At 49.3% G+C, this 21,074-nt stretch carries 18 protein-coding genes; 7 read left to right on the top strand and 11 right to left on the bottom strand.

From position 1 onward, the window contains the following. Nucleotides 1-3 precede the first annotated feature (3 nt). From ACXAH1_RS07125 to leuS, 9 genes are all read right to left on the bottom strand, one after another. The gene (locus ACXAH1_RS07125) at nt 4-765 is read right to left on the bottom strand and encodes a septal ring lytic transglycosylase RlpA family protein (protein WP_475195249.1); all 762 of its coding nucleotides are present in this window, start codon (nt 763-765) and stop codon (nt 4-6) included. Next, complete coding sequence (gene rodA, locus ACXAH1_RS07130; protein WP_475195251.1) at nt 765-1,871, bottom strand: rod shape-determining protein RodA; 1,107 nt, start codon at nt 1,869-1,871, stop codon at nt 765-767. The genes ACXAH1_RS07125 and rodA overlap by 1 nt, the downstream gene beginning before the upstream one ends. Then, entirely contained in the window at nt 1,868-3,739 is a 1,872-nt protein-coding gene (gene mrdA / locus ACXAH1_RS07135) for a penicillin-binding protein 2 (protein ID WP_475195254.1), read from the bottom strand. Before mrdA ends, rodA begins: the two co-directional genes overlap by 4 nt. Before the next feature lie 8 nt (nt 3,740-3,747). Continuing rightward, entirely contained in the window at nt 3,748-4,218 is a 471-nt protein-coding gene (gene rlmH, locus ACXAH1_RS07140) for a 23S rRNA (pseudouridine(1915)-N(3))-methyltransferase RlmH (protein WP_138552171.1), read from the bottom strand. A 1-nt stretch (nt 4,219) separates the two neighbouring features. Then, nucleotides 4,220-4,537 carry a ribosome silencing factor gene (gene rsfS, locus ACXAH1_RS07145; protein WP_054014211.1) on the bottom strand — a complete coding sequence of 106 codons (318 nt, stop codon included), beginning with the start codon at nt 4,535-4,537 and terminating at the stop codon, nt 4,220-4,222. 99 nt (nt 4,538-4,636) lie between these two features. Further along, the gene (nadD, locus tag ACXAH1_RS07150) at nt 4,637-5,281 is read right to left on the bottom strand and encodes a nicotinate-nucleotide adenylyltransferase (protein ID WP_475195257.1); all 645 of its coding nucleotides are present in this window, start codon (nt 5,279-5,281) and stop codon (nt 4,637-4,639) included. After that, on the bottom strand, nt 5,278-6,315 hold the full coding sequence (gene holA / locus ACXAH1_RS07155; RefSeq protein ID WP_253043687.1) for a DNA polymerase III subunit delta: 1,038 nt from the start codon (nt 6,313-6,315) through the stop codon (nt 5,278-5,280). The genes nadD and holA overlap by 4 nt, the downstream gene beginning before the upstream one ends. After that, a complete protein-coding gene (locus ACXAH1_RS07160) occupies nt 6,315-6,815 on the bottom strand; it encodes an LPS-assembly lipoprotein LptE (protein ID WP_138552190.1) in 501 nt (166 codons plus the stop codon). Before ACXAH1_RS07160 ends, holA begins: the two co-directional genes overlap by 1 nt. Nucleotides 6,816-6,847: 32 nt before the next feature. Further along, nucleotides 6,848-9,436, bottom strand: coding sequence for a leucine--tRNA ligase (gene leuS, locus ACXAH1_RS07165; protein WP_475195262.1), 2,589 nt, complete (start codon nt 9,434-9,436; stop codon nt 6,848-6,850). Nucleotides 9,437-9,645: 209 nt separating this feature from the next. Between leuS and ACXAH1_RS07170 the strand changes: the two genes are divergently transcribed. The 3 genes from ACXAH1_RS07170 to ACXAH1_RS07180 are packed head-to-tail and all read left to right on the top strand — an operon-like array spanning nt 9,646 to nt 13,095. Further along, nucleotides 9,646-10,104 (top strand): zinc ribbon-containing protein, encoded by a 459-nt coding sequence (locus ACXAH1_RS07170; RefSeq protein ID WP_138552175.1) that lies wholly within the window; start codon nt 9,646-9,648, stop codon nt 10,102-10,104. Nucleotides 10,105-10,157: 53 nt separating this feature from the next. Continuing rightward, nucleotides 10,158-12,593 carry a Lon protease family protein gene (locus ACXAH1_RS07175; protein WP_475195266.1) on the top strand — a complete coding sequence of 812 codons (2,436 nt, stop codon included), beginning with the start codon at nt 10,158-10,160 and terminating at the stop codon, nt 12,591-12,593. 16 nt (nt 12,594-12,609) lie between these two features. After that, nucleotides 12,610-13,095 (top strand): FKBP-type peptidyl-prolyl cis-trans isomerase, encoded by a 486-nt coding sequence (locus tag ACXAH1_RS07180; RefSeq protein ID WP_475195268.1) that lies wholly within the window; start codon nt 12,610-12,612, stop codon nt 13,093-13,095. Between the two features lie 211 nt (nt 13,096-13,306). Here the strand turns inward: ACXAH1_RS07180 and ACXAH1_RS07185 are convergent, their stop codons facing one another. Then, nucleotides 13,307-13,930, bottom strand: a complete 624-nt coding sequence (locus ACXAH1_RS07185; protein WP_475195270.1) for a TIGR04211 family SH3 domain-containing protein — start codon at nt 13,928-13,930, stop codon at nt 13,307-13,309. A gap of 287 nt (nt 13,931-14,217) precedes the next feature. Here ACXAH1_RS07185 and ACXAH1_RS07190 point away from each other — a divergent pair, with 287 nt between their 5' ends. The 3 genes from ACXAH1_RS07190 to ACXAH1_RS07200 are packed head-to-tail and all read left to right on the top strand — an operon-like array spanning nt 14,218 to nt 17,313. Then, nucleotides 14,218-15,735: a CYTH and CHAD domain-containing protein gene (locus ACXAH1_RS07190; protein WP_475195273.1), complete on the top strand. Its 1,518-nt coding sequence runs from the start codon at nt 14,218-14,220 to the stop codon at nt 15,733-15,735. Next, nucleotides 15,719-16,405, top strand: a complete 687-nt coding sequence (locus tag ACXAH1_RS07195) for an START domain-containing protein (RefSeq protein WP_475195276.1) — start codon at nt 15,719-15,721, stop codon at nt 16,403-16,405. The genes ACXAH1_RS07190 and ACXAH1_RS07195 overlap by 17 nt, the downstream gene beginning before the upstream one ends. Before the next feature lie 56 nt (nt 16,406-16,461). Next, a complete protein-coding gene (locus ACXAH1_RS07200) occupies nt 16,462-17,313 on the top strand; it encodes an HDOD domain-containing protein (RefSeq protein ID WP_475195280.1) in 852 nt (283 codons plus the stop codon). Nucleotides 17,314-17,376: 63 nt separating this feature from the next. On the opposite strand, the gene metK is transcribed toward ACXAH1_RS07200, so the two are convergent. After that, on the bottom strand, nt 17,377-18,528 hold the full coding sequence (metK, locus tag ACXAH1_RS07205) for a methionine adenosyltransferase (protein WP_125716201.1): 1,152 nt from the start codon (nt 18,526-18,528) through the stop codon (nt 17,377-17,379). A 361-nt stretch (nt 18,529-18,889) separates the two neighbouring features. On the opposite strand from metK, the gene tkt reads away from it, so the two are divergent. Then, a complete protein-coding gene (gene tkt, locus ACXAH1_RS07210) occupies nt 18,890-20,884 on the top strand; it encodes a transketolase (protein WP_475195287.1) in 1,995 nt (664 codons plus the stop codon). Nucleotides 20,885-21,074: the final 190 nt, after the last annotated feature.

Consider the following 21,074-nt stretch of genomic DNA (forward strand, 5'->3'; position numbering starts at 1 on the left):
ATTTTAAAGTTCATGTTCTGTGTAAAGCAAGAAGGCGCGATTAAATTCACCCTGGCGTAATGTTTCTAAGAGTTTCTGCGCCGTGTTATCGTCGGTGATCGGGCCTAGTCTCAGCTTGTATAAATTGTCCTCAAAGGCGATTGGCGCGGCGAGCTGAAATTGCTGCGACAAAGTACTAGCCAGCGCCTGCACATTTTCAATGTTGCTGGCGGCTGCGACTTGCACATAGGTTAGCCTGGGCGTATCGCGCGCTATGGTAATGGCTTCTATCTTAACCTGTGCTGTACCCTGACGGTGAAAGCCCAGTTTATAGGCGGCGGCATAGGATAAGTCTATCAAGCGGTCATCGTGAAAGGGCCCACGATCATTTACCCTGACAATGGCACTTTTGCCATTTTCGACATTGGTTACACGGACAAAGCTTGGTAAAGGTAGTGTTTTATGGGCTGCGGTCATGTCGAACATGTTGAATACTTCACCATTGGAGGTGTAGTAACCATGGAATTTATGTCCATACCAGGATGCAGTCCCTTGTGCCTGATAGCCTTTTTCATCTGACATCGGTGTGTAGTGCTTGCCCAGTACTTCGTACGGGCGACCCGCGCTGACACTTTTGGCCTCGCTTGTCACCAGAGCATCTTGCATCTCCAGCTCTGTGGGCGCGCGCAATGGTGCTTTATCCTGCTTCACATGATAGCGACTGCTACAGGCGCTTAATACGACAACGAAACCGAGCAGTGCGGCTTGTTTAAACGTCCTCTTCATCACTTCAATAACATCCTCTTATCTGTGGCTATCGACATGATAATGCCAAATCCGGCCATCAGGGTCACCATGGAGGTGCCGCCATAACTGATCAAGGGGAGCGGTACTCCCACAACAGGAAGCAAACCCGATACCATGCCAATATTAACAAAAATATATACGAAAAAGGTGAGCGTCAGTGCGCCAGCCAGCAGTTTACTAAAGGCATCTTGCGCATTTACAGCAATGTACAGGCCACGGCCAATAATAAACAGGTACAGGCTCAGTAAAATGACCACACCGGTGAGCCCGAACTCCTCACTTAACACCGAAAAGATGAAGTCAGTATGACGCTCGGGCAGAAACTCCAATTGCGACTGGGTACCTTGTAGCCAGCCTTTGCCTTCTATGCCGCCTGAGCCTATGGCAATTTTTGATTGTATAATGTGATAGCCTGAGCCCAGCGGGTCACTTTCAGGGTCTAAAAAGGTCAGTACTCTCTGCTTTTGATAGGCATGCATACCAAAATGCCACAGCGCAAATCCGCCCGGAATGGCTAGCAGAACACCGGAGCCAATCAGCTTCCAGCTGAGCCCGCCAAGAAACAGCACAAATATCCCTGAGCTGGCGATGAGTATAGAGGTGCCCAGGTCGGGTTGTTCTTTGATCAGCAAGGTTGGCACCAGCACAATCGCAAAGCCAACAATTATGTGGATAAAGCGCGGCGGCATATGGTGGCGGCCAATGTACCAGGCAACCATCATAGGTACTGCGACTTTCATGATCTCGGATGGCTGAAAACGGGTAATGCCCAGATCCAGCCAGCGCTGTGCGCCTTTACTGCTGACCCCGACAAACAACACGGCAATCAGCATCAGCAGGCCAATGGTGTACATGGGAAACACCAGCCTTTTTAAGGTATTGGGAGACAGCTGGGCTACTAACAGCATGGCCGCAAAGGCGGCAAACATACGTTTGCTGTGGCGCACCACCATATCCATATCCTGGCCACTGGCACTGTAGACAATGGTGATACTACCGACCATCATCGCCAGCATAGCGAGCAGCAGCGGCAAGTCGATATGCAGCCTGTGCCAGATGGTACGCTGTTGATTTAACGGGCTCATTGTCCCTCCGTGTCACTGGGGTAAGTGGCAAAATAATAGTCCATAAGGCGCCGTGCGATGGGGGCTGCGATGGCTGAACCACCACCTTGGTTTTCAACTACAATGGCGACCACAATACGGGGGTCACTATAGGGGGCGAATCCGGTGTAAATGGCATTATCCCTGTGTCGCTCTTGTAATTTTTCTGCGTCGTACTCTTCGCCCTGGGCAATACTGACGATTTGTGCTGTACCCGTTTTCCCTGCCGGGTCATAGGTTGCGCCTTTGAATGCTTTGTGGGCCGTGCCGGTGGTTTTATAAACCGTGTTGTGCATCGCCTCTAGCGCAATACGCCAATGGTCCGGATTTTTTAAAACCACAGGCGGCTTTTCATCGGTGTACATTTGTGTGACTTCATTGTCATGGCGGGCGACCTGTGCCAGGTGTGGCGGTCTGTGTGCCCCTTTGTTAACCAAAATGGATACTGCATTGGCAATTTGGATTGGTGTGGCAGTCCAGTAACCTTGCCCAATGCCGACTGAAATGGTATCACCAGGCCACCAGTTCTCCTTAAAGCGCTGACGCTTCCAGTCTGTGGTGGGCATAATGGCACCCGTTTCTTCGTAGATATCAATACCGGACAGGTCGCCAAAGCCAAACTGACTCATAAAGTTACTGATCTTGGTGATGCCAAGCTGATAAGCGGTATGGTAAAAATAGGTATCGCATGACTCTTCAATGGCTTTATAAACATCCACGTGACCATGCCCCCAGCGCTTCCAGTCACGCCAGCGGTGGTCGACATTGGGGATCTGAAAAAAGCCCGGATCCCAGAGTTTGGTTTGTTCTGTCACCAGCTCTTCTTCCAGTGCCAGAATGGCCAGATGTGGCTTCACCGTCGAGGCCGGTGCATAGCGACCCTGAGTAACTCGGTTAATCAGTGGTCTGTCGGGATTAAGCAGCTCGCGATATTCTTTGCTGCTGATCCCATGGACAAACAGGTTTGGGTCATAGCTGGGGTTGGAGTACATGGCCAGCACACCGCCGTCTTTGGGATCGAGCACTACAATGGCACCCCGCACGTCTTCCAGCGCTTTTTGGGCTATCTGTTGCAGGCCAATATCCATGGTCAGGACGAGATCTTCACCGGGCTGCGGTGGTTCGACGCCCAAAGTGCGAATGATACGGCCACGGTTATTGACCTCAACACGTTGTGAGCCGACTACGCCATGCAGTCGCGACTCGTAAAACTTTTCAATGCCCAGTTTGCCGATATCCCGGGTTGCGCGATAGTTGCTGGCATGGCCTTCAGACTCGAGCTCGTCGAGCTCCTTTTTATTCAGCTTGGCAACATAACCCAGCGCGTGGGTTAGAGTATCGCCGTAGGGGTAGTAGCGAGCCAGCCGGGCCTCAATACTGAAGCCGGGAAACTTATGCTGATTGACCGAAAAAATGGCCACTTCTTCTTCGTTCAAGCGACCTTTGAGGATCTGGCTTTTGAAACGACGATTATGACGTATGTCTTTACGAAATTCTTCCACTTGCTGATCGCTGATGTTGATCAGGGCTCGGACCCGGGTCAACGCCGTGTCGAGATCTTCGACGTCTTCGGGGATCACTTCCAGATTGTAAACGGGGCGATTTTCGGCCAGGATGATGCCATTACGGTCGTATATCAACCCTCGGTTTGGTGCGACCGGAATGACTTTAATACGGTTGTCGTTAGAACGAGTCTGATAGGTTTCGTGCTCAGTAACCTGTAACTTATACACATTGTGCAGTAAGATACCGATCAGAGTAACCACGAATACAAAGCCAATAAAGGCGCGACGCGCAAACAGGTTTGCTTCTGCGCTATGGTCGCGGATCGTCGGCCTGTGATTGAGCATAATGGTGACTATTCCCTGTGATAAGGATGGTTATTGTTCAAACTCCAGCCTCGATACAGGCTTTCTGCTACCACAATGCGCACCAGTGGGTGCGGCAGTGTCAGATTGGACAGCGACCACTTTTGCTCGGAAGCGGCGATACATTCCGGCGCCAGGCCTTCAGGTCCGCCTATCAGCAAGCTAACATCGCGACCATCGAGTTGCCACTTTTCCATATTACCGGCCAGCTGGTGGGTGTCCCAGGGCTTGCCCGTTACTTCTAGTGTCACTATGCGGTTACCTTTGGGGATCGCGGCTAGGGTTTTTTCACCCTCTTGCTGTAAAATGCGTTTTATATCTGCATTTTTACCCCGCTTACCGGCGGAGATTTCAATCAGCTCCAGCGGCATGTCCTTGGGAAAGCGCCGTTGGTATTCCTTAAAGCCGGTCTCGACCCAGCCAGGCATTTTAGTACCGACTGCAATGAGCTGGATCTTCACATTAACCCCAGAGTTTTTCTAGGTCATAGAAGTCACGCGTCTGATCTTGCATGACGTGGACAACCACATCGCCCAGATCGACCAACACCCACTCGCCTGTGTCCTGACCTTCCTGGCCCAGCGGTGTTTCACCGGCATGGCGCGCTTCTTTTGCGACATGATCGGCAATTGATTGCACGTGGCGTTTGGAGTTACCAGAGCAGATAACCATGTAATCAGTGACGGAAGAGGTATTTCTTACATCAAGGTGAACAATATCGCGGGCTTTCATGTCATCGACTTTGTCTAAGGCAAAATCTAGTAATTGTTTTGAATCCAAATCTCTGTCTCTTTGCTACAAATAAGCGGCAATTGTAACACGGTTAGCGGGGGGAAACTCAAGTCTGTAACTGGGGTTACACGTCCATCTCTGCCGGGTTTATGTGTTGTCGCGATTGCTTAGGTACAATTGATGTGCCTGAATATACTCTAGGACTGTATTATTCAGCCAAGGTTCAACCACTTGGCGGTGTTTTATCGCGTTTCTGATGGTACTGGACGCAGCATTAAATGGCTGGCCCGGTAAAAAATAGCACAGGCCGCTTAATTGAGCGCTAAGTTGGGCAGGCTCTGTGCAACGCGCGCCTCTGAGGTAATCCTGTAATGCCTCTGACGGTGCAAAGGCATCCCCCGGCCTTTGATATACCACAATATGGCACAGTGTGACGATTTCCTGCCAGCGATACCATTTATCCAGGCTATTGAATGAGTCCATTCCCATCAGAAACACGATGGCACGTTGCGGATATTCGGCTTTTATCTCCTGCAGTGTGAGCAGAGAGTATGAAGGCGTATCGCGTTCCAGTTCACGACGGTCTATGGTAAATCTTGGGTCATGAGCTGTGGCCAACTGCAACATGGCCAGCCTGTCTTCTGTGCTGACGTCCGGACCCTGTTTATGCACCGGCAGGGCATTGGGCAGAAAACGTAACTCAGACAAACCCAGCGTGTTGGCACACTGTGTGGCCATATTGATGTGACCCAGATGGACCGGGTCGAAGGTGCCACCAAACAGCGCTATCATAGCTGCTCCTGATAGGGCAGAGAAAACGGTAACGACTGACAAAAGCTCAATGCGATGTGTGCCAGCGCCTGGTAAGGCGCAACCAGAATATTACGCTTGTAGGCAGAGTCGAATTCAGCCAGCAGCACCAGTAGTTGCTCAAGCTGAGCGGTATTGAGTCTGTCGAGTGCCTGTTGAGTGTTTTGTTGCTGATTTTTCCAGACGTTGTGCTTTTTGAACGCATCGGGCGTTGGTGTACCAGCCTGGATCAGGTGTTTGAGGTTTAACAGCAACTGGGCTTGATTGTGTAGCGTCCAGGCAATACTTGCGGGTTCTACGTTATCGTGTGCCAGTTTGTTTAATACCTTGATCAACGTACGAGGGTTACCGCGCAGTAATCCATCATTGAGGTCAAAGATGTCAAATTTTGCCTGATTAAGCAGGCCGCTGAGCAACTTTTCTTGATCGATGGGCGCGTTCTTATACAGCAGCGATAGTTTTTCCAGCTCCTGATAAGTTGCGAGCAGGTTCCCTTCGGTTGCCTGCAGCAGGCTGCGTTTTGCATCATTATGCAAGTTCAGCTTAAGCCGTTTACACTCATCATCCAGCCAGCGCTGTAAATGATATCCGGTCAGTGCATAGCAGGGCACAAACAAACCTTGCTTGTCCAGTGCTTTGAACCAGGCACTGCGCTGAATCTCCTGAGCGGCCTTAGCGCCTTTGAGAATGAGGATCACGTCTGGATTTGGATGCGCAGCCAGTTCTTTCAGAATGGTTACGCCCTGCGTCGGCGGCTTTTGCTGGTTGAGATCAAATTCGATGAGTGTTTTGGCACTGAACAGTGACATGCTGTTGTATTGATTCACCAGCTCCTGCCAGTCAAACCCGGGTAGCAGGCTGAATTTTATGACTTCATCGAATCCCTGATTTTTGGCAACCTGGCGCACTGAGGTAACACACTGGGCTTCCTGAAAAGGCTCCTCACCAAAAATCAGATAGAACGGGTGCAGGCCCTGTTTTAGCTGGCCTGCTAATTGGTTTGCATAACAACGCATTAGAGTTGAGATAATTCGCGAATAATACGGCGGCTGGCCAGCTGACGCAGCTCACTGAGAATGATCTCTCGCTCCTGAGATTTGCCCAGTGCATTGTCCGGGTCATCCTGATAGGTGCGGTAAAGCTCAAATTCCTGCTCGACAGGCTCTGAACCCGGGCGAGTGAGGCGATATCGGACGCTATAGGCCAACTCATACTGCGCTACCTGACCATTTTTGAACAGGCTGAGTGTCTGACGTTCGAGCGAGTCCTGGTAAAGGTGCAGCTCTACTGCATCCTGGCCATTGCCGAGCTTCGGTGACGGCAAGAGTGTGATCTGAGCACGTCTGAGTTCTTGCTTAAGGCTGGTATACAAAGCCGACTTGCTGTCATTACCACTCAGATACAAGGTTCTGAGATCTTCAGGTAAATAAGAGGCTTTCTTTAACTGAAACCCACAGCCTGACAAGGCCACACAGGCAAACAACGCCAGCATGATAACATGCCAGCGTCTTGTCATACTGAATAAAGGTGTATTCAGCAGGGTAGCCATTAGTTGGCTACCACATTGAACAGTTTACCCGGTACGTAGATTTTCTTACGTATGGTTTTACCGTCGGTAAACTTCAGTACGTTCTCATCGGCAAAGGCCAGCGCTTCAATCTGCTCCTGAGTTGCGTCTGCTGCTACAGTTAACTTAGTACGCAATTTACCGTTGACCTGAACAACGATCAGTTTTTCGTCTTCAACCAGGGCTGCCGCGTCAACCTGTGGCCAGCGTGCATCCAACACATCGCCTTGCTTACCAAGTTGTTCCCACAGCTCGTGAGACAAGTGCGGCGTGATAGGGGCCAGCATGATGATCATGGCTTCCAACGCTTCATTGGCCAGTGCGATGTCTTGCGTGTCTTTCAGTGACGCTTTGGCCAGTTTGTTCGACAGCTCCATAATCGCGGCAATGGCGGTGTTGAAGGTTTGACGACGTTCAACATCATCAGTCACTTTAGCGATGGTTTTGTGGATTTCACGGCGCAGTGTCTTTTGCGCGCTGTTCAGTGCGCTCAGGTCCAGTTCGGCGGTGCCGGCGGCTTTCACATCGACAGCAAATTTCCAGACACGACGTAAGAAACGGTGTGCGCCTTCTACGCCCGAATCAGACCATTCCAGCGTTTGCTCTGGTGGTGCAGTAAACATCATAAACAAGCGCACGGTGTCGGCACCGTATTGCTTGATAACGACTTGTGGGTCGATACCGTTGTTCTTTGACTTAGACATCTTGCTCATGCCCGCAGAGAATACCGGCTCACCGTCGTCTTTGTGCCACGCCTTAGTGATGCGGCCTTTGTCGTCGGTCTCGGTTTCTACGTCGGTAGGTGAGATCCAGATATCACCGCCTTTTTCATCTTTGCGGTAGTAAGTCTCTGCCAGTACCATGCCCTGACACAGCAGGCGCTCGAACGGCTCACTGGAATTAACCAAGCCAAAATCGCGCAGCAGTTTGTGGAAGAAACGCGCGTACAACAGGTGCAGGATAGCGTGCTCAATACCACCAATGTACTGGTTAACCGGCAGCCAGTAATTTGCTGCGCCCGGCTCCAGCATGCCTTCATCGTAACGTGGGCTACAGTAGCGCGCATAGTACCAGGATGACTCCATAAAGGTGTCAAAGGTATCTGTTTCGTGGAAAACCTGCTCGCCATTGACGGTTGCTTTGGCCCACTCAGGGTCTGATTTAATTGGTGAGGTCACGCCATCCATTACTACGTCTTCTGGCAGACGGACCGGTAACATGTCTTCGCTCGCAGCAAGTTCACTACCGTCTGCTTTGTTCAGCATTGGAATTGGCGAGCCCCAGTAACGCTGACGGCTTACACCCCAGTCACGCAGGCGGAAATTGACCTTGCGCTTACCGGCATTGATGCCTTCCAGTTTGTCGGCAATGGCGTTGAAGGCACCTTCAAAATCCAGACCATCAAACTCACCTGAGTTGATTAATACGCCTTTTTCGGTAAACGCCGCTTCACTTAAATCAGCTTGTAGTTCGCTGTCGGCAGCCGGAGCAATAACCTGTTTGATTTCCAGGCCATAAGCGCTGGCAAATTCGTAGTCGCGCTGGTCGTGACCTGGTACGGCCATGACAGCACCTGAGCCGTAATCCATCAGGACAAAGTTAGCAACCCAGATAGGAACCTGCTTACCGGTTAGCGGATGGATAGCGTAAAAGCCAGTCGCGATGCCTTTTTTGTCCATGGTAGCCATGTCGGCTTCGGCTACTTTGGTGTTTTTACACTCTTCAACAAACGCAGCGATGTCTGCATTGTTTTTTGCCGCTTCCTGAGCAATCGGGTGCCCCGCTGCCACAGCCACGTAAGTCACACCCATAAAGGTATCCGGGCGCGTTGTATAAACAGTGAACTGCTCATCGTTGTCGGCGCGCTTAAAGTCGATTTCCAGACCTTCTGAACGACCGATCCAGTTACGCTGCATGGTTTTCACCTGCTCAGGCCAGTGCTCAAGCTGGTCCAGATCGTCCAGCAGCTCCTGCGCGTAGTCAGTGATCTTAATAAACCACTGTGGAATTTCTTTTTGCTCAACGATGGCACCTGAACGCCAGCCACGGCCGTCAATGACCTGCTCGTTGGCCAGTACCGTCTGGTCAACCGGATCCCAGTTTACCGTTGACATTTTTTTGTAGACCAGGCCCTTTTCGTACAGCTTAGTGAAGAACCATTGCTCCCACTTGTAGTAATCCGGGTGACAGGTCGCGATTTCACGATCCCAGTCATATCCAAAACCTAGCAGTTTAAGCTGGTTACGCATGTAATCTATGTTTTCGTAGGTCCACTTTGCTGGTGCCGTATTGTTCTTGATCGCAGCATTTTCTGCAGGCAGGCCAAATGCGTCCCAACCCATAGGTTGCATCACGTTTTTGCCCTGGAGTCGTTGGAAACGGGAGACCACATCACCTATGGTGTAGTTACGAACATGACCCATGTGGAGGCGACCACTTGGATATGGGAACATAGACAGACAGTAGTATTTTTCTTTTGATTCGTCTTCAACAACTTTGAAGCTGTTGTTTTGTTCCCAATGGGATTGAACTTTGGGTTCGATTTCTTGCGGGTTATATTGCTCTTGCATTGACGTTTCCAGACTTCTTGCAAACTAATTTGAAAATTGCCGATAGCATACCCGAAAAAACGCGCTGATCACAGCGCTTCACAACGGAATTATTACAGCAAATTGGCGCTATCGCAGTGATTTGTTTCAGGACTGTGACGTCAGCTGAACTATACTGAAGAAGAGGTAAGTTAAAAGTGTTGTGAAATTGCGTGACTCGGGAGGTAAACATGGCGGATTACAAGCGCTGGCTGGATGACTTTTCGGTGTGGCTGAAAGATGTCAAAGAGCATGAGCTAAAAAAATGGGTGCAAGAGTTTATGGACGCACAGGCGGCAATTAAGCAGCTCTCAAAAGATAAACTGGCGGATTATCGCTATTATCTGAAGCGCGACCTGGCTCACCTGAGTGAACACAAAGACCACTATGATGATGTGGCCTGGGAAGAGCTTAAGGCCAGTGTGATGTATGAACTGGCTCAGTTGGAGGATCGAACTCAGCTTGAGTGGCAGGCATTAGTGCAGGACTTTCAACACGATGGCATCTACAAACAAGGGGAATGGATAGCATTGGGGCAATTAGTATGTAAAAATTGTGGCCATAAAACGAATGTCTATTATGCGTTGGAAATTCCGTCGTGCAGCGAATGTGGGCACGGTGAGTTTGCTCGTAAGGCACTTACCCCTTAATCACAGCCCCGCATGAGACAGTTGTGCGGCCGGCCAAGAGAAAGAAGTTAGGAATGACGAAAACCATTAAGCCTTTGAGCAGCGAACAGCTGGCTCCCAGTGTGTCTTTGCCACACATCTCCACTTGCATGCAGAATCCTTATCCGGACCCTTTGCCTTTCATAGGTCAAAATCGGGCGCAAAGTGCGTTGGATTTTGCGCTAGGTATGGAACTGCCGGGTTATAACGTGTTTGTGATGGGTGAAGCGGCAACAGGTCGTTTTACTATGGTCAAAGATAAACTCGAGGCACATTGCAAAACCCGTCCGACCCCCAAAGAGTGGTTGTACGTCAATAACTACGACGACCACAGAGAGCCCATTGCCTTGTTTATGCAGGCCGGTGAGAGCAAAGTACTGGCTGATGACATTGATTCCTTCTTAGATGAAGTGGTGGACACGTTTCCTGCGGCATTTGATAACCCGGGTTATCAGCGCAAGAAGAAATCGCTGGACAGAGACTTTGACAATAAATACAACGCTGCACTGAGCGCGGTGGAAGAGCTTGCGGCTAAGAAAAGCGTTGCCATGATGGAAGAAAAAGGGGTCGTGAGTTTTGCGCCTGTAGTGGATGGCAAAGCGCTTGATGACGCAGAATTTATGGCACTGGAAGAAGCTGTACAGGAACACTTTTTTGATGCCATTGAAAAACTTGAAGACTGTTTGATAGAAGCGCTGATCGAGTTGCCGCGCTGGAAGCGGGAATCTTCTGAAAAGCTTCGGGAACTGAAAAAAACCACCATTGAATTAGCAACCAAACCACTGCTAAAGGCACTGGAACATAAGTATGCCAGTCACATTGGTGTCATTCGTTATCTTAAAGATCTGCGGGTCGAAATCGTCGATGCCGTGCTCGACTGGCTGGACGATGACAGTGCAGCAGGAGACGAAAATAAAGATGACTTTGATGCCAAGGGCATGCTGAGCGATTTCTTTGCCCCTAATATCCTGGTCGAGTTCAAAGAAGGGCAGGCGGCGCCTGTGGTGTACGAGCCTAACCCGACTTTTGGTAACATCTTCGGCAAAATTGAGTATGCCAATGCGCACGGCACCCTGATCACCAGTTATCGCTCTATTCAGCCGGGTGCCCTGCACCGCGCCAACGGCGGTTACCTGATCATGGACGCCGACAAAGTGCTGGCCAATGCTCAGGTCTGGGATGGGCTTAAACTGTCTTTAAAAACGCACCAGATTAAAAATGATTTGCCCTATCAGGACAGCTCGGTGGGCAGCAGTTTTACCCTGAAACCTCAGCTGATCCCGCTGGATGTGAAGATCATCCTGCTGGGTTCGCGTGATTTGTATTACACCATAGGGGAGTACGACGAAGAATTTGGCGAACTATTCCGGGTGCTGGCGGATTTTGATTACTATTTGCCCGATAGCGATCGGCTGCAATATCAGTTTGTCACTAAAGTGCAGGAGTACTGCGAGCAGACACTTAAGTGTACCTTAACGGGAGAAGCACTGGCGCGGTTACTGAAATTTAGTTATCGCCAGGCTGAGCACCAGAACAAACTCTCGGCACGTTTTGCGGATGTGCTTGAGCTGGTGGCAGAAGCCAGTTATTACGCCAAGCAGGACGGCCTTAGCGAAATCGATGCACCGCATATCGACGAAGCCATAGTAGGTAAGCAATACCGCACCGGCCAGCTCAGTGAGAACATGCTCAGTGACATTGAAGAAGGCCATACTTTGATCGCCACAGAAGGCGAGGCAGTCGGTAAAGTCAACGGTCTGACGGTACTACACATCGGCGATACCGCGTTTGGTACGCCGGCGCGGATCACCGCGACTGTGTATGCCGGTGCCGATGGGGTGATAGACGTGGAACGAGAAGCCGAATTAGGCAAGTCGATCCACTCTAAAGGGGTTATGCTACTGACCGGTTACCTGGGCAATAAATATGCGCAAAACTTTAGCCTGACGCTGAGCGCCAACATTGCCATCGAACAAAGTTATGGTTTTATTGACGGAGACAGCGCGTCGTTGGCGGAGCTGTGTGGCCTTATTTCTGCCATAACTCAGCTTCCTATCGACCAGTCACTGGCGCTGACGGGCTCCATTAACCAGCACGGTGAGGTGCAGGCTGTCGGCGGAGTGAATGAGAAAATCGAAGGTTTCTTTAAGCTGTGTAAAATGCGCGGCCTGACGGGGCGTCAGGGGGTGATCATCCCTCGCTCAAATCTGATCAACCTGGTACTGGATGACGAGGTGCTGGCTGCAGCCCAGCAAGGCCGATTCCATATTTATGCCGTGGCAACCGTGGATGAGGCGCTGTCGTTGCTGATGCAACGTGAAGCCGGGGCGCTTGCCAATGGTCAGTATCCGGATCAGAGTATTAATGCGCTGGCATTGGCGCGCTTGCAGCAAATCGCCGATGTGGTGAATGGCGACGATAAAGACGCCGAGGGCGAAGCGGCCAGCGAACAAGAAAAAGATCTTTCATAATTTTTAGGTAGTCACTATGTCAACAACCAATATTATTCTCGTGCTGGTCATCGTCGTGCTGGGCTGGCTCATTTTTAAAAATGGTAAACAGCAAAAACAGGCGGCGGCAGGTAACCGTATTGAAGCGGCTGAATTTCTGGCGCAAAATGGCCAGAAATCAGGAGTATCCACGACCGACTCAGGCTTGCAGTATGAGATATTAACCAAAAGTGACGGGGAAGTTCATCCAGGGCCAACAGATAAGGTGACAGTTCATTACCATGGCACCTTGCTGGACGGTACCGTATTTGACAGCTCAGTGGTACGTGGTGAGTCAATCAGTTTTGGTCTGAATCAGGTTATTGCAGGTTGGACGGAGGGCGTACAATTGATGACGGTCGGCGATAAGTTTCGCTTTTTTATCGGGCCGGATCTGGGCTACGGGGACAGAGCAGCAGGAAAGATTGCCCCCGGGTCGCTATTGATATTTGAAGTTGAGCTACTTGCCATAGAAGGCAAGTAATACCAATTTCACTTAATGCCTGTTCAATTTGAAGGAGCAAATATGGCGCTAACGGCGTTGAAAACTTCTCATTTAGAATAACTAAATAGCAAAGTTTTCGCCTGGTTATCGACCCTATTTTCTCGCCTCAAAATAGAACACTTAATTAAGCAAATTGGTATAAAAAAAAGGCCGGAAGGCCTTTTTTTACGCGTATATTTTATCGGACCTTTTACGCCCAGCCGTCGTAGCGCTTACGCCTTGAAAGTACCAGGGTGAGTATCACGCCAATTAAAATACCCGCGATACCAATTCCGCCACCATAACTTAGCAACATATGTTGCTCTGTTTGCGCTTTGTTCAGGCTCGCCTGTACCTGAGCTTCCAGGGCCTGCTCCAGTTCGGTGATGTTACTTTTCAGTGCTGTGTTGTCTTGCTGTAGCTGTAAGTTGGCCTGCTCAAGCTGTGGAATTCTGCTCTGTAAGGTATTGAGCTGCGCGTTATTATCACTCAGGGCCTGGTTAGCACTTTCTAGTCTCTGGCGTAACCCTGGTTCAGAGGTGACAAACTGACTTTGTACCCAGCCTTCGCGGTCTTTGTCATCTTTTATCTGAACAAAGTCGTCTTGCTCTGAGTTGAGGATAGTGATCGGGGTACCCGCTTCGACCGAGCCCAGGATTCGATAATTCTTGCCGGGACCGGTGTGCATGAATAGGTATAAGTCGTCGACAATATAACCGTTATTGTCGGTTGCTGACTGCGCCACCGTGGGCTCATCTTGCAGGTCGGTTTGCTCCGCCATTGCGCTCAGAGACAGCACAGACAGCAGCAGCGGCAAAGCGATATTTTTCAGCATTCGCAGGCCTTAAATATTGATATCTTTATAAAGTTACCAAAATAGTAGGGATTTCCCAACACAAAGGCAAGGGGCAGGTTTTGTCCATAATCCGCTTGCAGGTCGTTTTTTTGCGGATAAACGTGTCGAGGCGTGACGTCGTGTGCGCGCTCGTTTACACCTGTAATTCACGGAACCGGTTGGTAATGGTGGTGATAATGCGCTAATAATTACTAAAAGGTTTGCAAAGTGCGGACCCTTTGTATATTTTGTGGGTTCTAAAATTACATAGGTAAATCACACTCCTGATGGACACTGAGATAGAACTGAAATTTTTGGTTTCAGACAATGAAGTTCCGCTGATCCCAGCCCTAATCACCCAGTTTGCTAAAAAAGTCAGCAACAAACCTGCTAAAAACCTGAAAAATGCTTATTTTGACACACCCAGTCGGGAGTTACGTGCATTAGATATAGGTTTGCGAACACGCTGTAACGATGACGAATGTGAGCAGACGATAAAGCTGGCCGGTGAAGTGGTGGGTGGGTTACATCAACGTCCTGAATACAATTTACCAATCAAGGGCAGTCGACCTGATATTCATGCCTTTGATAGCAATATTTGGCCTATGGGTGTGCAGCTTGAATCGATTGCCAGTAATTTATTCCCGATCTTCAGTACTAACTTTATCCGCCGTACCTGGTTGATTGAAACCGAAGCAGGCAGCGAAATTGAAGTCGTTCTTGATAAAGGCGAGATCAGTGCGCAAGGTTCGGTAGAGCCTATTTCTGAGCTTGAGATCGAGCTTGTGGAAGGCGATAAAAATGACCTGTTCCTGCTGGCTGATCACTTGTTGCAGCACATAGGTTTGCGTCTTGGATTGTATTCCAAAGCGGCCAGAGGTTATCGTCTCGCCGACGATAAACCACTGAAGGCCAATAAAACACTGGGTGTCATCAAATTGCCCAGGGGCTGCTCACAGGAGCAGGCGCTGATAGCAACGGTCAACCATGGTATTCAGTTTGTCCAAAAGCATGAGCAGTGTTACCTGGACGCACCAAGTCTTAAAACGCTCAAGCGTGTGATAGATGGGATCAGTCTGATCCGGCACGCATTTTGGCTCTTTGAAGAGTTTGTCGATAAGTCTTCAACAGAGTTTTTGCGTAAAGAGCTTAAGTGGCTTTTATCAGAATTGGGCTGGGTGGAGAATGCCATCCACCTGAAAACCTATACGTCGAAGCGGCACGCCTATTATAAGCGGATCTCCAATGCGCCTGAACTGGCTCAGGTGATCACGGACATGAAAGACGTTCAGCCAACGGTGACAGACATTGAAGACTTGTTTCATTGTTCGCGATATAACCGCTTGATTTTGGCGCTGACCCGTTGGTTACTGGACAAATCCTGGCGTAAAAACTGGGATCAGAATGCCATCACGGCTGCGCAAAGCCCGGTTGAGGCGTTGGCTAAGCGAGCTTATGACCATGACTGGAATAAACTAACAACGCTATTCCCCCCAGACAGTGCTATGACAGTCAAAGAGTATCTGGCGTGTCGTCAGCCGCTGGAAAACATGCTACTGAGTGGTCATTGTTTGGGCAAACTGTACGATAAAGAAACCCGTCAGGCATTCAGAGCCCCATGGGTCGATATTGTCTACGGTATATATGAGCTAGAAACCTTGTTCTATTTGCGCCAGCTGTGCGAGGGTCAGCCCAATGAAGCGCTGCAGGACATTTTAGTCTGGTTGCAACAAAAAGCCGATTTTCTCGTCAGTGCAATGGAGCAAAGTCGTCAGGCATCGTTAAACAGTGAACCCTACTGGTGATAAGCAAGGTTTAGCCTGTTTGTGTTTGCTACTGTGGCTGGCCGCTTATGCGATGCCTGGCTACAGTCGGCAAGCCCCCGAGCTCTGGCTGCCCTGGTACCAATCAACTTTGCTGTCGATAAGCTACCATAAGCCTTCTGGGCAACCTCTGAAGATACGTGTAACCGGTAAGTGGCCTGGGCTTAATGCTAAGTCTGTGATCAACTTGCTACACGACACCGAGCGCGTTCCTTTATGGGTGAAACATGTCAGCACAGTGACGATTTTGTCGCGCCCTGCACCTAATCAGACACGGGTTCTGACGCACTTTGATTTACCCTGGCCGCTTCGTAAACGAGACATGGTGACACATGCCTGTTTGCTGCAATTGTCCAAAGAAAGCTATGTATTAAAGATACGTTCTGTCTCAGATTACCCAACTGAGCAGGGTGTTATTCGTATTCAGCCTGTCATGGTGCAATGGGTACTGACGGAGCAAGACAACGCAGTTTATATCGATTACCACATCTCAGCTGACATTCAGGGCGAGGCACCGCAATGGTTTACTGATAAAGTTGCACTACGTAATACCCGGGCTTCGTTTAATGCGCTATATAATTTATTGAAGACGCATCCGGGTAGCATGGAACCCTGGGCCCTTACACCCGGAAATACCTGCCCGTTCGAATGATCATCGTGTATATATCGTCTACACTAAAATCAAACTAGCCTGATGTGTTTGCTGTTATGCTCAATATCGATGAAAAAACACTGGCGGAGTTACGCTCCGGGTTCAACCTGCCAGCAAAGCCTGAAATTCTGGAGCATATCCAGAATGAACTTAACAGTGAGGAGCCCGAGCTCAATCGCGTTGCTAATATTATTTCACAGGATGTCGCAACCTCTGCCGCCGTCTTAAAAGTCATTAATTCTCCTGCCTACGGCATGTCCAGAACGGTGTCAGACATCAAACAGGCTGTGATGTTTTTGGGCCTTAATAGCATCACCCAGATTGTGACTGGCTATTTGCTTAAAGAAGCATTTGACCAAAGCCTGTGTTGTATCTCGTTAGAACGATTCTGGGACAATGCCATTGATATCTCTCAGATAGCCATGCTAATCGGCAAGCGGGTACGCGCCAATGTTCCGGTAGAAAACTTACAGCTGCTCGGCTTGTTTCATGATGCAGGTATACCCGCGATGGCCATGCGCTATGACAATTATAAGGAAGTCATGACTCGTGCGATACAGCGACCTGAATATACATTAGCTTGTTATGAGGAGCAGCTATATCCGACTAACCACGCGGTGGTGGGTTACTATCTGGCCAGCTCATGGAATATTCCAAAGGCAATGTGTCAGATCATTTTGCGTCACCATGATCCTCAATATCTGGACGAAGAACACGAAGATAGTGAGCAGCAAGCGTTTGCTATTCTAAAATTGGCTGAAAACCTCGCCTTTGAAGGGAAGTACTTTCGTAACTGTGCGGACTGGCACGCTTTTAAAGATAAGGTGATGATTGTATTAAATATTCATGACGATGAATATGTGGATATCAAAGAAGATATTGAAGAGTTTTTGATCTCAGGGAATTAATTATTTTGAATTTCTAAACAAAAGGCGCCTTCAGGCGCCTTTTCTGTAAATAATGATTTACAATTATAAACCAGCCGCAGCTTTAAGTGCTTCAGCTTTGTCTGTTGCTTCCCAAGGGAACTCGTTACGACCGAAGTGGCCATAAGCCGCAGTAGGCTGGTAGATTGGACGCTCAAGGTCCAGCATTGTGATCAGACCGTACGGGCGCAGATCAAAATGTTCGCGGATCAAGTCGATCAGGCGAGCTTCTTCCAGTTTACCCGTGCCGAAGGTTTCTACACTGATAGAGGTTGGCTCTGCAACACCAATGGCATAAGACACCTGGATCTCACATTTGTCGGCAAGACCTGCTGCAACAATGTTCTTAGCAACATAGCGTGCTGCATACGCGGCTGAACGGTCAACCTTTGATGGATCTTTACCAGAGAACGCACCACCACCGTGACGAGCCATACCACCGTAAGTATCTACGATAATCTTACGACCAGTCAGACCACAGTCACCCATAGGGCCACCGATAACGAAACGGCCAGTTGGGTTGATGAAGAACTTAGTTGCTTCAGTGATAAGCTCTGCTGGCAGTACCGGCTTGATGATGGTTTCCATCACTGCTTCTACCAGATCATCCTGAGACACAGAGTCACAGTGTTGAGTTGACAGAACCACGGCATCAATACCAACCGCTTTACCATTTTCATAGGCAAAAGTAACCTGAGACTTAGCATCAGGACGTAACCAAGGCAAAGTGCCATCTTTACGTACTTGTGCCTGGCGTTGAACCAGACGGTGTGAATAGGTAATTGGTGCAGGCATTAAAACGTCTGTTTCGTTACAGGCGTAACCAAACATCAGACCCTGGTCACCCGCACCTTGTTCTTCTGGGCGAGTACGGTCAACACCCTGATTGATATCAGGAGACTGCTTACCAATGGTGTTCAGGATTGCACACGAGTCCGCGTCAAAACCCATGTCTGAGTGGGTGTAGCCGATTTCACGTACCGTTTTACGCGTTAATTCTTCGATATCAACCCAGGCGCTGGTAGTGATTTCACCACCGACCATGACCATACCGGTTTTAACGTAAGTTTCACACGCAACACGTGCTTTTGGATCTTGCTCAAGGATAGCATCTAGTACCGCATCAGAGATCTGATCGGCGATTTTATCCGGATGACCCTCAGAAACAGATTCAGAAGTAAATAAATGTTTTGCCATTGTATTTATGCTCACAAATATTGCGCTTCACAAACTACAGGAATAGCGCGAAAAAATCAGAGCGATATATTATCGAAAACACGCTCGGCTGCATAGCTTTTTTACGCCTAGACGTCTAATTTTAAACCTTTGCAAAAAACGCAGTAAAAAAGTCCGCGAGTAGCCCGAGATTTCATTGATTTTTAATTGCAGTGGTTACCCTAATAGGTAAGAATGGGGACCAATTTTCTAATCGAGTTACCTGCAGCTTTGACGTGTCACACTTTAAGTTGCCTCACATCCGGCATACATGACAACGTCGCTACACGGGTATTATAGGTACAGATTTGCCACTCAAAAGACATAAAAGGTAGGAGACTTCATGCCATCTCGCAAAGAACTTGCAAATGCCATACGCGTTCTGTCCATGGACGCAGTTCAAAAGGCCAAATCCGGTCACCCGGGTGCCCCAATGGGTATGGCCGATATCGCAGAGGTATTGTGGCGCGATTATTTAAAGCACAACCCCAATAATCCTGACTGGGTTGATCGTGACCGCTTTGTTTTATCAAATGGCCATGGCTCCATGCTCATTTATTCTCTGTTGCATTTGTCTGGCTATGATCTATCTATTGATGAACTGAAAAACTTCCGCCAAATGCATTCCAAAACGCCAGGTCACCCAGAGTATGGCTATGCTCCTGGTATTGAAACGACCACAGGTCCGTTGGGGCAGGGCATCACCAATGCCGTAGGCATGGCAATTGCGGAAAAGGCGCTGGCAGCTCAGTTTAACCGCGACGAGTACGATATTGTAAACCACTACACGTATGCTTTCCTGGGCGATGGCTGTTTAATGGAAGGTATTTCTCACGAAGCCTGTTCACTGGCTGGCACGTTGGGTCTGGGTAAACTGATTGCATTTTGGGATGACAATGGCATCTCAATCGACGGTGAAGTTGAAGGCTGGTTCAGCGACGACACGCCGAAGCGTTTTGAAGCATATGGTTGGCACGTAATTGCGGGTGTCGACGGCCATGATAGTGACGCAATCACAGCGGCTATCGAGGCTGCACGTGCAGAATCAGACAAGCCAACGCTTATCTGTTGTAAAACAGTCATTGGATACGGCTCACCAAACAAGTCGGGCAGCCATGATTGCCATGGTGCACCTCTGGGTGATGACGAAATCAAAGCAGCTCGTGAATTCCTTGGCTGGGAGCATGAGGCGTTTGAAATTCCTGAGTCTGTTTACGCAAAATGGGATGCTTCTGCACATGGTCAGCAAATTCAGAGTGAGTGGCTGGTTAAGTTCACAGAATACCAGATGCATTATCCTGAACTGGCAGCGGAATTTGAGCGTCGTACTAAAGGTGAGTTACCTGCTGACTGGGCACAGAAAAGTGCTGAGTACATTGCACAGCTCCAGGCTAATCCAGCCAACCCTGCAACCCGTAAAGCATCACAAAATGCACTGAATGCATTTGGCCCGCTGTTGCCTGAGTTTATGGGCGGCTCTGCAGACCTGGCAGGCTCTAACCTGACACTATGGGATGGTTCTAAAGGCCTGACAGCAGACGACGCCTCAGGCAACTACATTTTCTACGGTGTGCGTGAATTCGGTATGTCGGCCATTATGAATGGTATTGCTTTGCACAAAGGCTTTATTCCTTACGGTGCCACCTTCCTGATGTTCATGGAATACGCGCGCAACGCAGTACGTATGGCTGCACTGATGAAGCAACCTAGCATCTTTGTTTATACCCACGATTCAATTGGTCTGGGTGAAGATGGCCCGACCCACCAGCCGGTTGAACAGCTGGCAAGCATGCGCATGACACCAAATCTGGTCAACTGGCGCCCGTGCGATCAGGTTGAATCAGCGGTTGCCTGGCAACAGGCTATTGAGCGTAAAGACGGTCCTACGTCGCTGGTATTTACCCGCCAGGGACTTGAGCAACAGGCGCGCAGTGACGAGCAGGTTGCAGCCATTAAGCAAGGTGGTTATGTACTGAGCTGTGACGGTGAGCCAGAGCTTATCCTGATCGCAACCGGTTCAGAAGTTCAACTGGCTGTGGAAGCAGCTGCACAACTTCGTGACAGCGGCAAGCGTGTTCGAGTAGTGTCTATGCCATCTACCGATGTATTTGATGCACAGTCTGCTGAGTATAAAGAGTCTGTATTGCCAGCTGCGGTAACACGTCGTGTTGCGATTGAAGCGGGTATCGAAGACTACTGGTACAAGTATGTTGGTCTGAACGGTGCGGTAGTTGGCATGAGCACCTTTGGTGAGTCGGCACCAGCGGCTGAGCTGTTCAAACACTTCGGCTTCACAGTTGAGAACGTGGTTGCCAAGGCGACTGCCCTGTTCAACTAAGCTTAAAGTTTGCATTGAAAAAGCCGTTTAGGGAAACCTAAACGGCTTTTTTGTGCTCTGAATATGCTTGAGCCTTTGATGAGCTGGTGATAGGTTATTGTTCTTTGTGATAATTAAATGTTTTGGAGTGAGGGGGCGACTGCTTCGGGTATGGCCTGAATCTCGTGCTCTTATCATTAAACGATTACTG

Source organism: Pseudoalteromonas sp. AWH4_217 (genome assembly GCF_056161105.1).

Excerpts from the sequence above, each read along its gene's own strand:
- ACXAH1_RS07125 (WP_475195249.1), bottom strand. The coding sequence starts at position 765 with ATGAAGAGGACGTTTAAACAAGCCGCACTGCTCGGTTTCGTTGTCGTA.
- rodA (WP_475195251.1), bottom strand. The coding sequence starts at position 1,871 with ATGAGCCCGTTAAATCAACAGCGTACCATCTGGCACAGGCTGCATATC.
- mrdA (WP_475195254.1), bottom strand. The coding sequence starts at position 3,739 with ATGCTCAATCACAGGCCGACGATCCGCGACCATAGCGCAGAAGCAAAC.
- nadD (WP_475195257.1), bottom strand. The coding sequence starts at position 5,281 with ATGATAGCGCTGTTTGGTGGCACCTTCGACCCGGTCCATCTGGGTCAC.
- holA (WP_253043687.1), bottom strand. The coding sequence starts at position 6,315 with ATGCGTTGTTATGCAAACCAATTAGCAGGCCAGCTAAAACAGGGCCTG.
- ACXAH1_RS07160 (WP_138552190.1), bottom strand. The coding sequence starts at position 6,815 with ATGACAAGACGCTGGCATGTTATCATGCTGGCGTTGTTTGCCTGTGTG.
- leuS (WP_475195262.1), bottom strand. The coding sequence starts at position 9,436 with ATGCAAGAGCAATATAACCCGCAAGAAATCGAACCCAAAGTTCAATCC.
- ACXAH1_RS07170 (WP_138552175.1), top strand. The coding sequence starts at position 9,646 with ATGGCGGATTACAAGCGCTGGCTGGATGACTTTTCGGTGTGGCTGAAA.
- ACXAH1_RS07175 (WP_475195266.1), top strand. The coding sequence starts at position 10,158 with ATGACGAAAACCATTAAGCCTTTGAGCAGCGAACAGCTGGCTCCCAGT.
- ACXAH1_RS07180 (WP_475195268.1), top strand. The coding sequence starts at position 12,610 with ATGTCAACAACCAATATTATTCTCGTGCTGGTCATCGTCGTGCTGGGC.
- ACXAH1_RS07185 (WP_475195270.1), bottom strand. The coding sequence starts at position 13,930 with ATGCTGAAAAATATCGCTTTGCCGCTGCTGCTGTCTGTGCTGTCTCTG.
- ACXAH1_RS07190 (WP_475195273.1), top strand. The coding sequence starts at position 14,218 with ATGGACACTGAGATAGAACTGAAATTTTTGGTTTCAGACAATGAAGTT.
- ACXAH1_RS07200 (WP_475195280.1), top strand. The coding sequence starts at position 16,462 with ATGCTCAATATCGATGAAAAAACACTGGCGGAGTTACGCTCCGGGTTC.
- metK (WP_125716201.1), bottom strand. The coding sequence starts at position 18,528 with ATGGCAAAACATTTATTTACTTCTGAATCTGTTTCTGAGGGTCATCCG.
- tkt (WP_475195287.1), top strand. The coding sequence starts at position 18,890 with ATGCCATCTCGCAAAGAACTTGCAAATGCCATACGCGTTCTGTCCATG.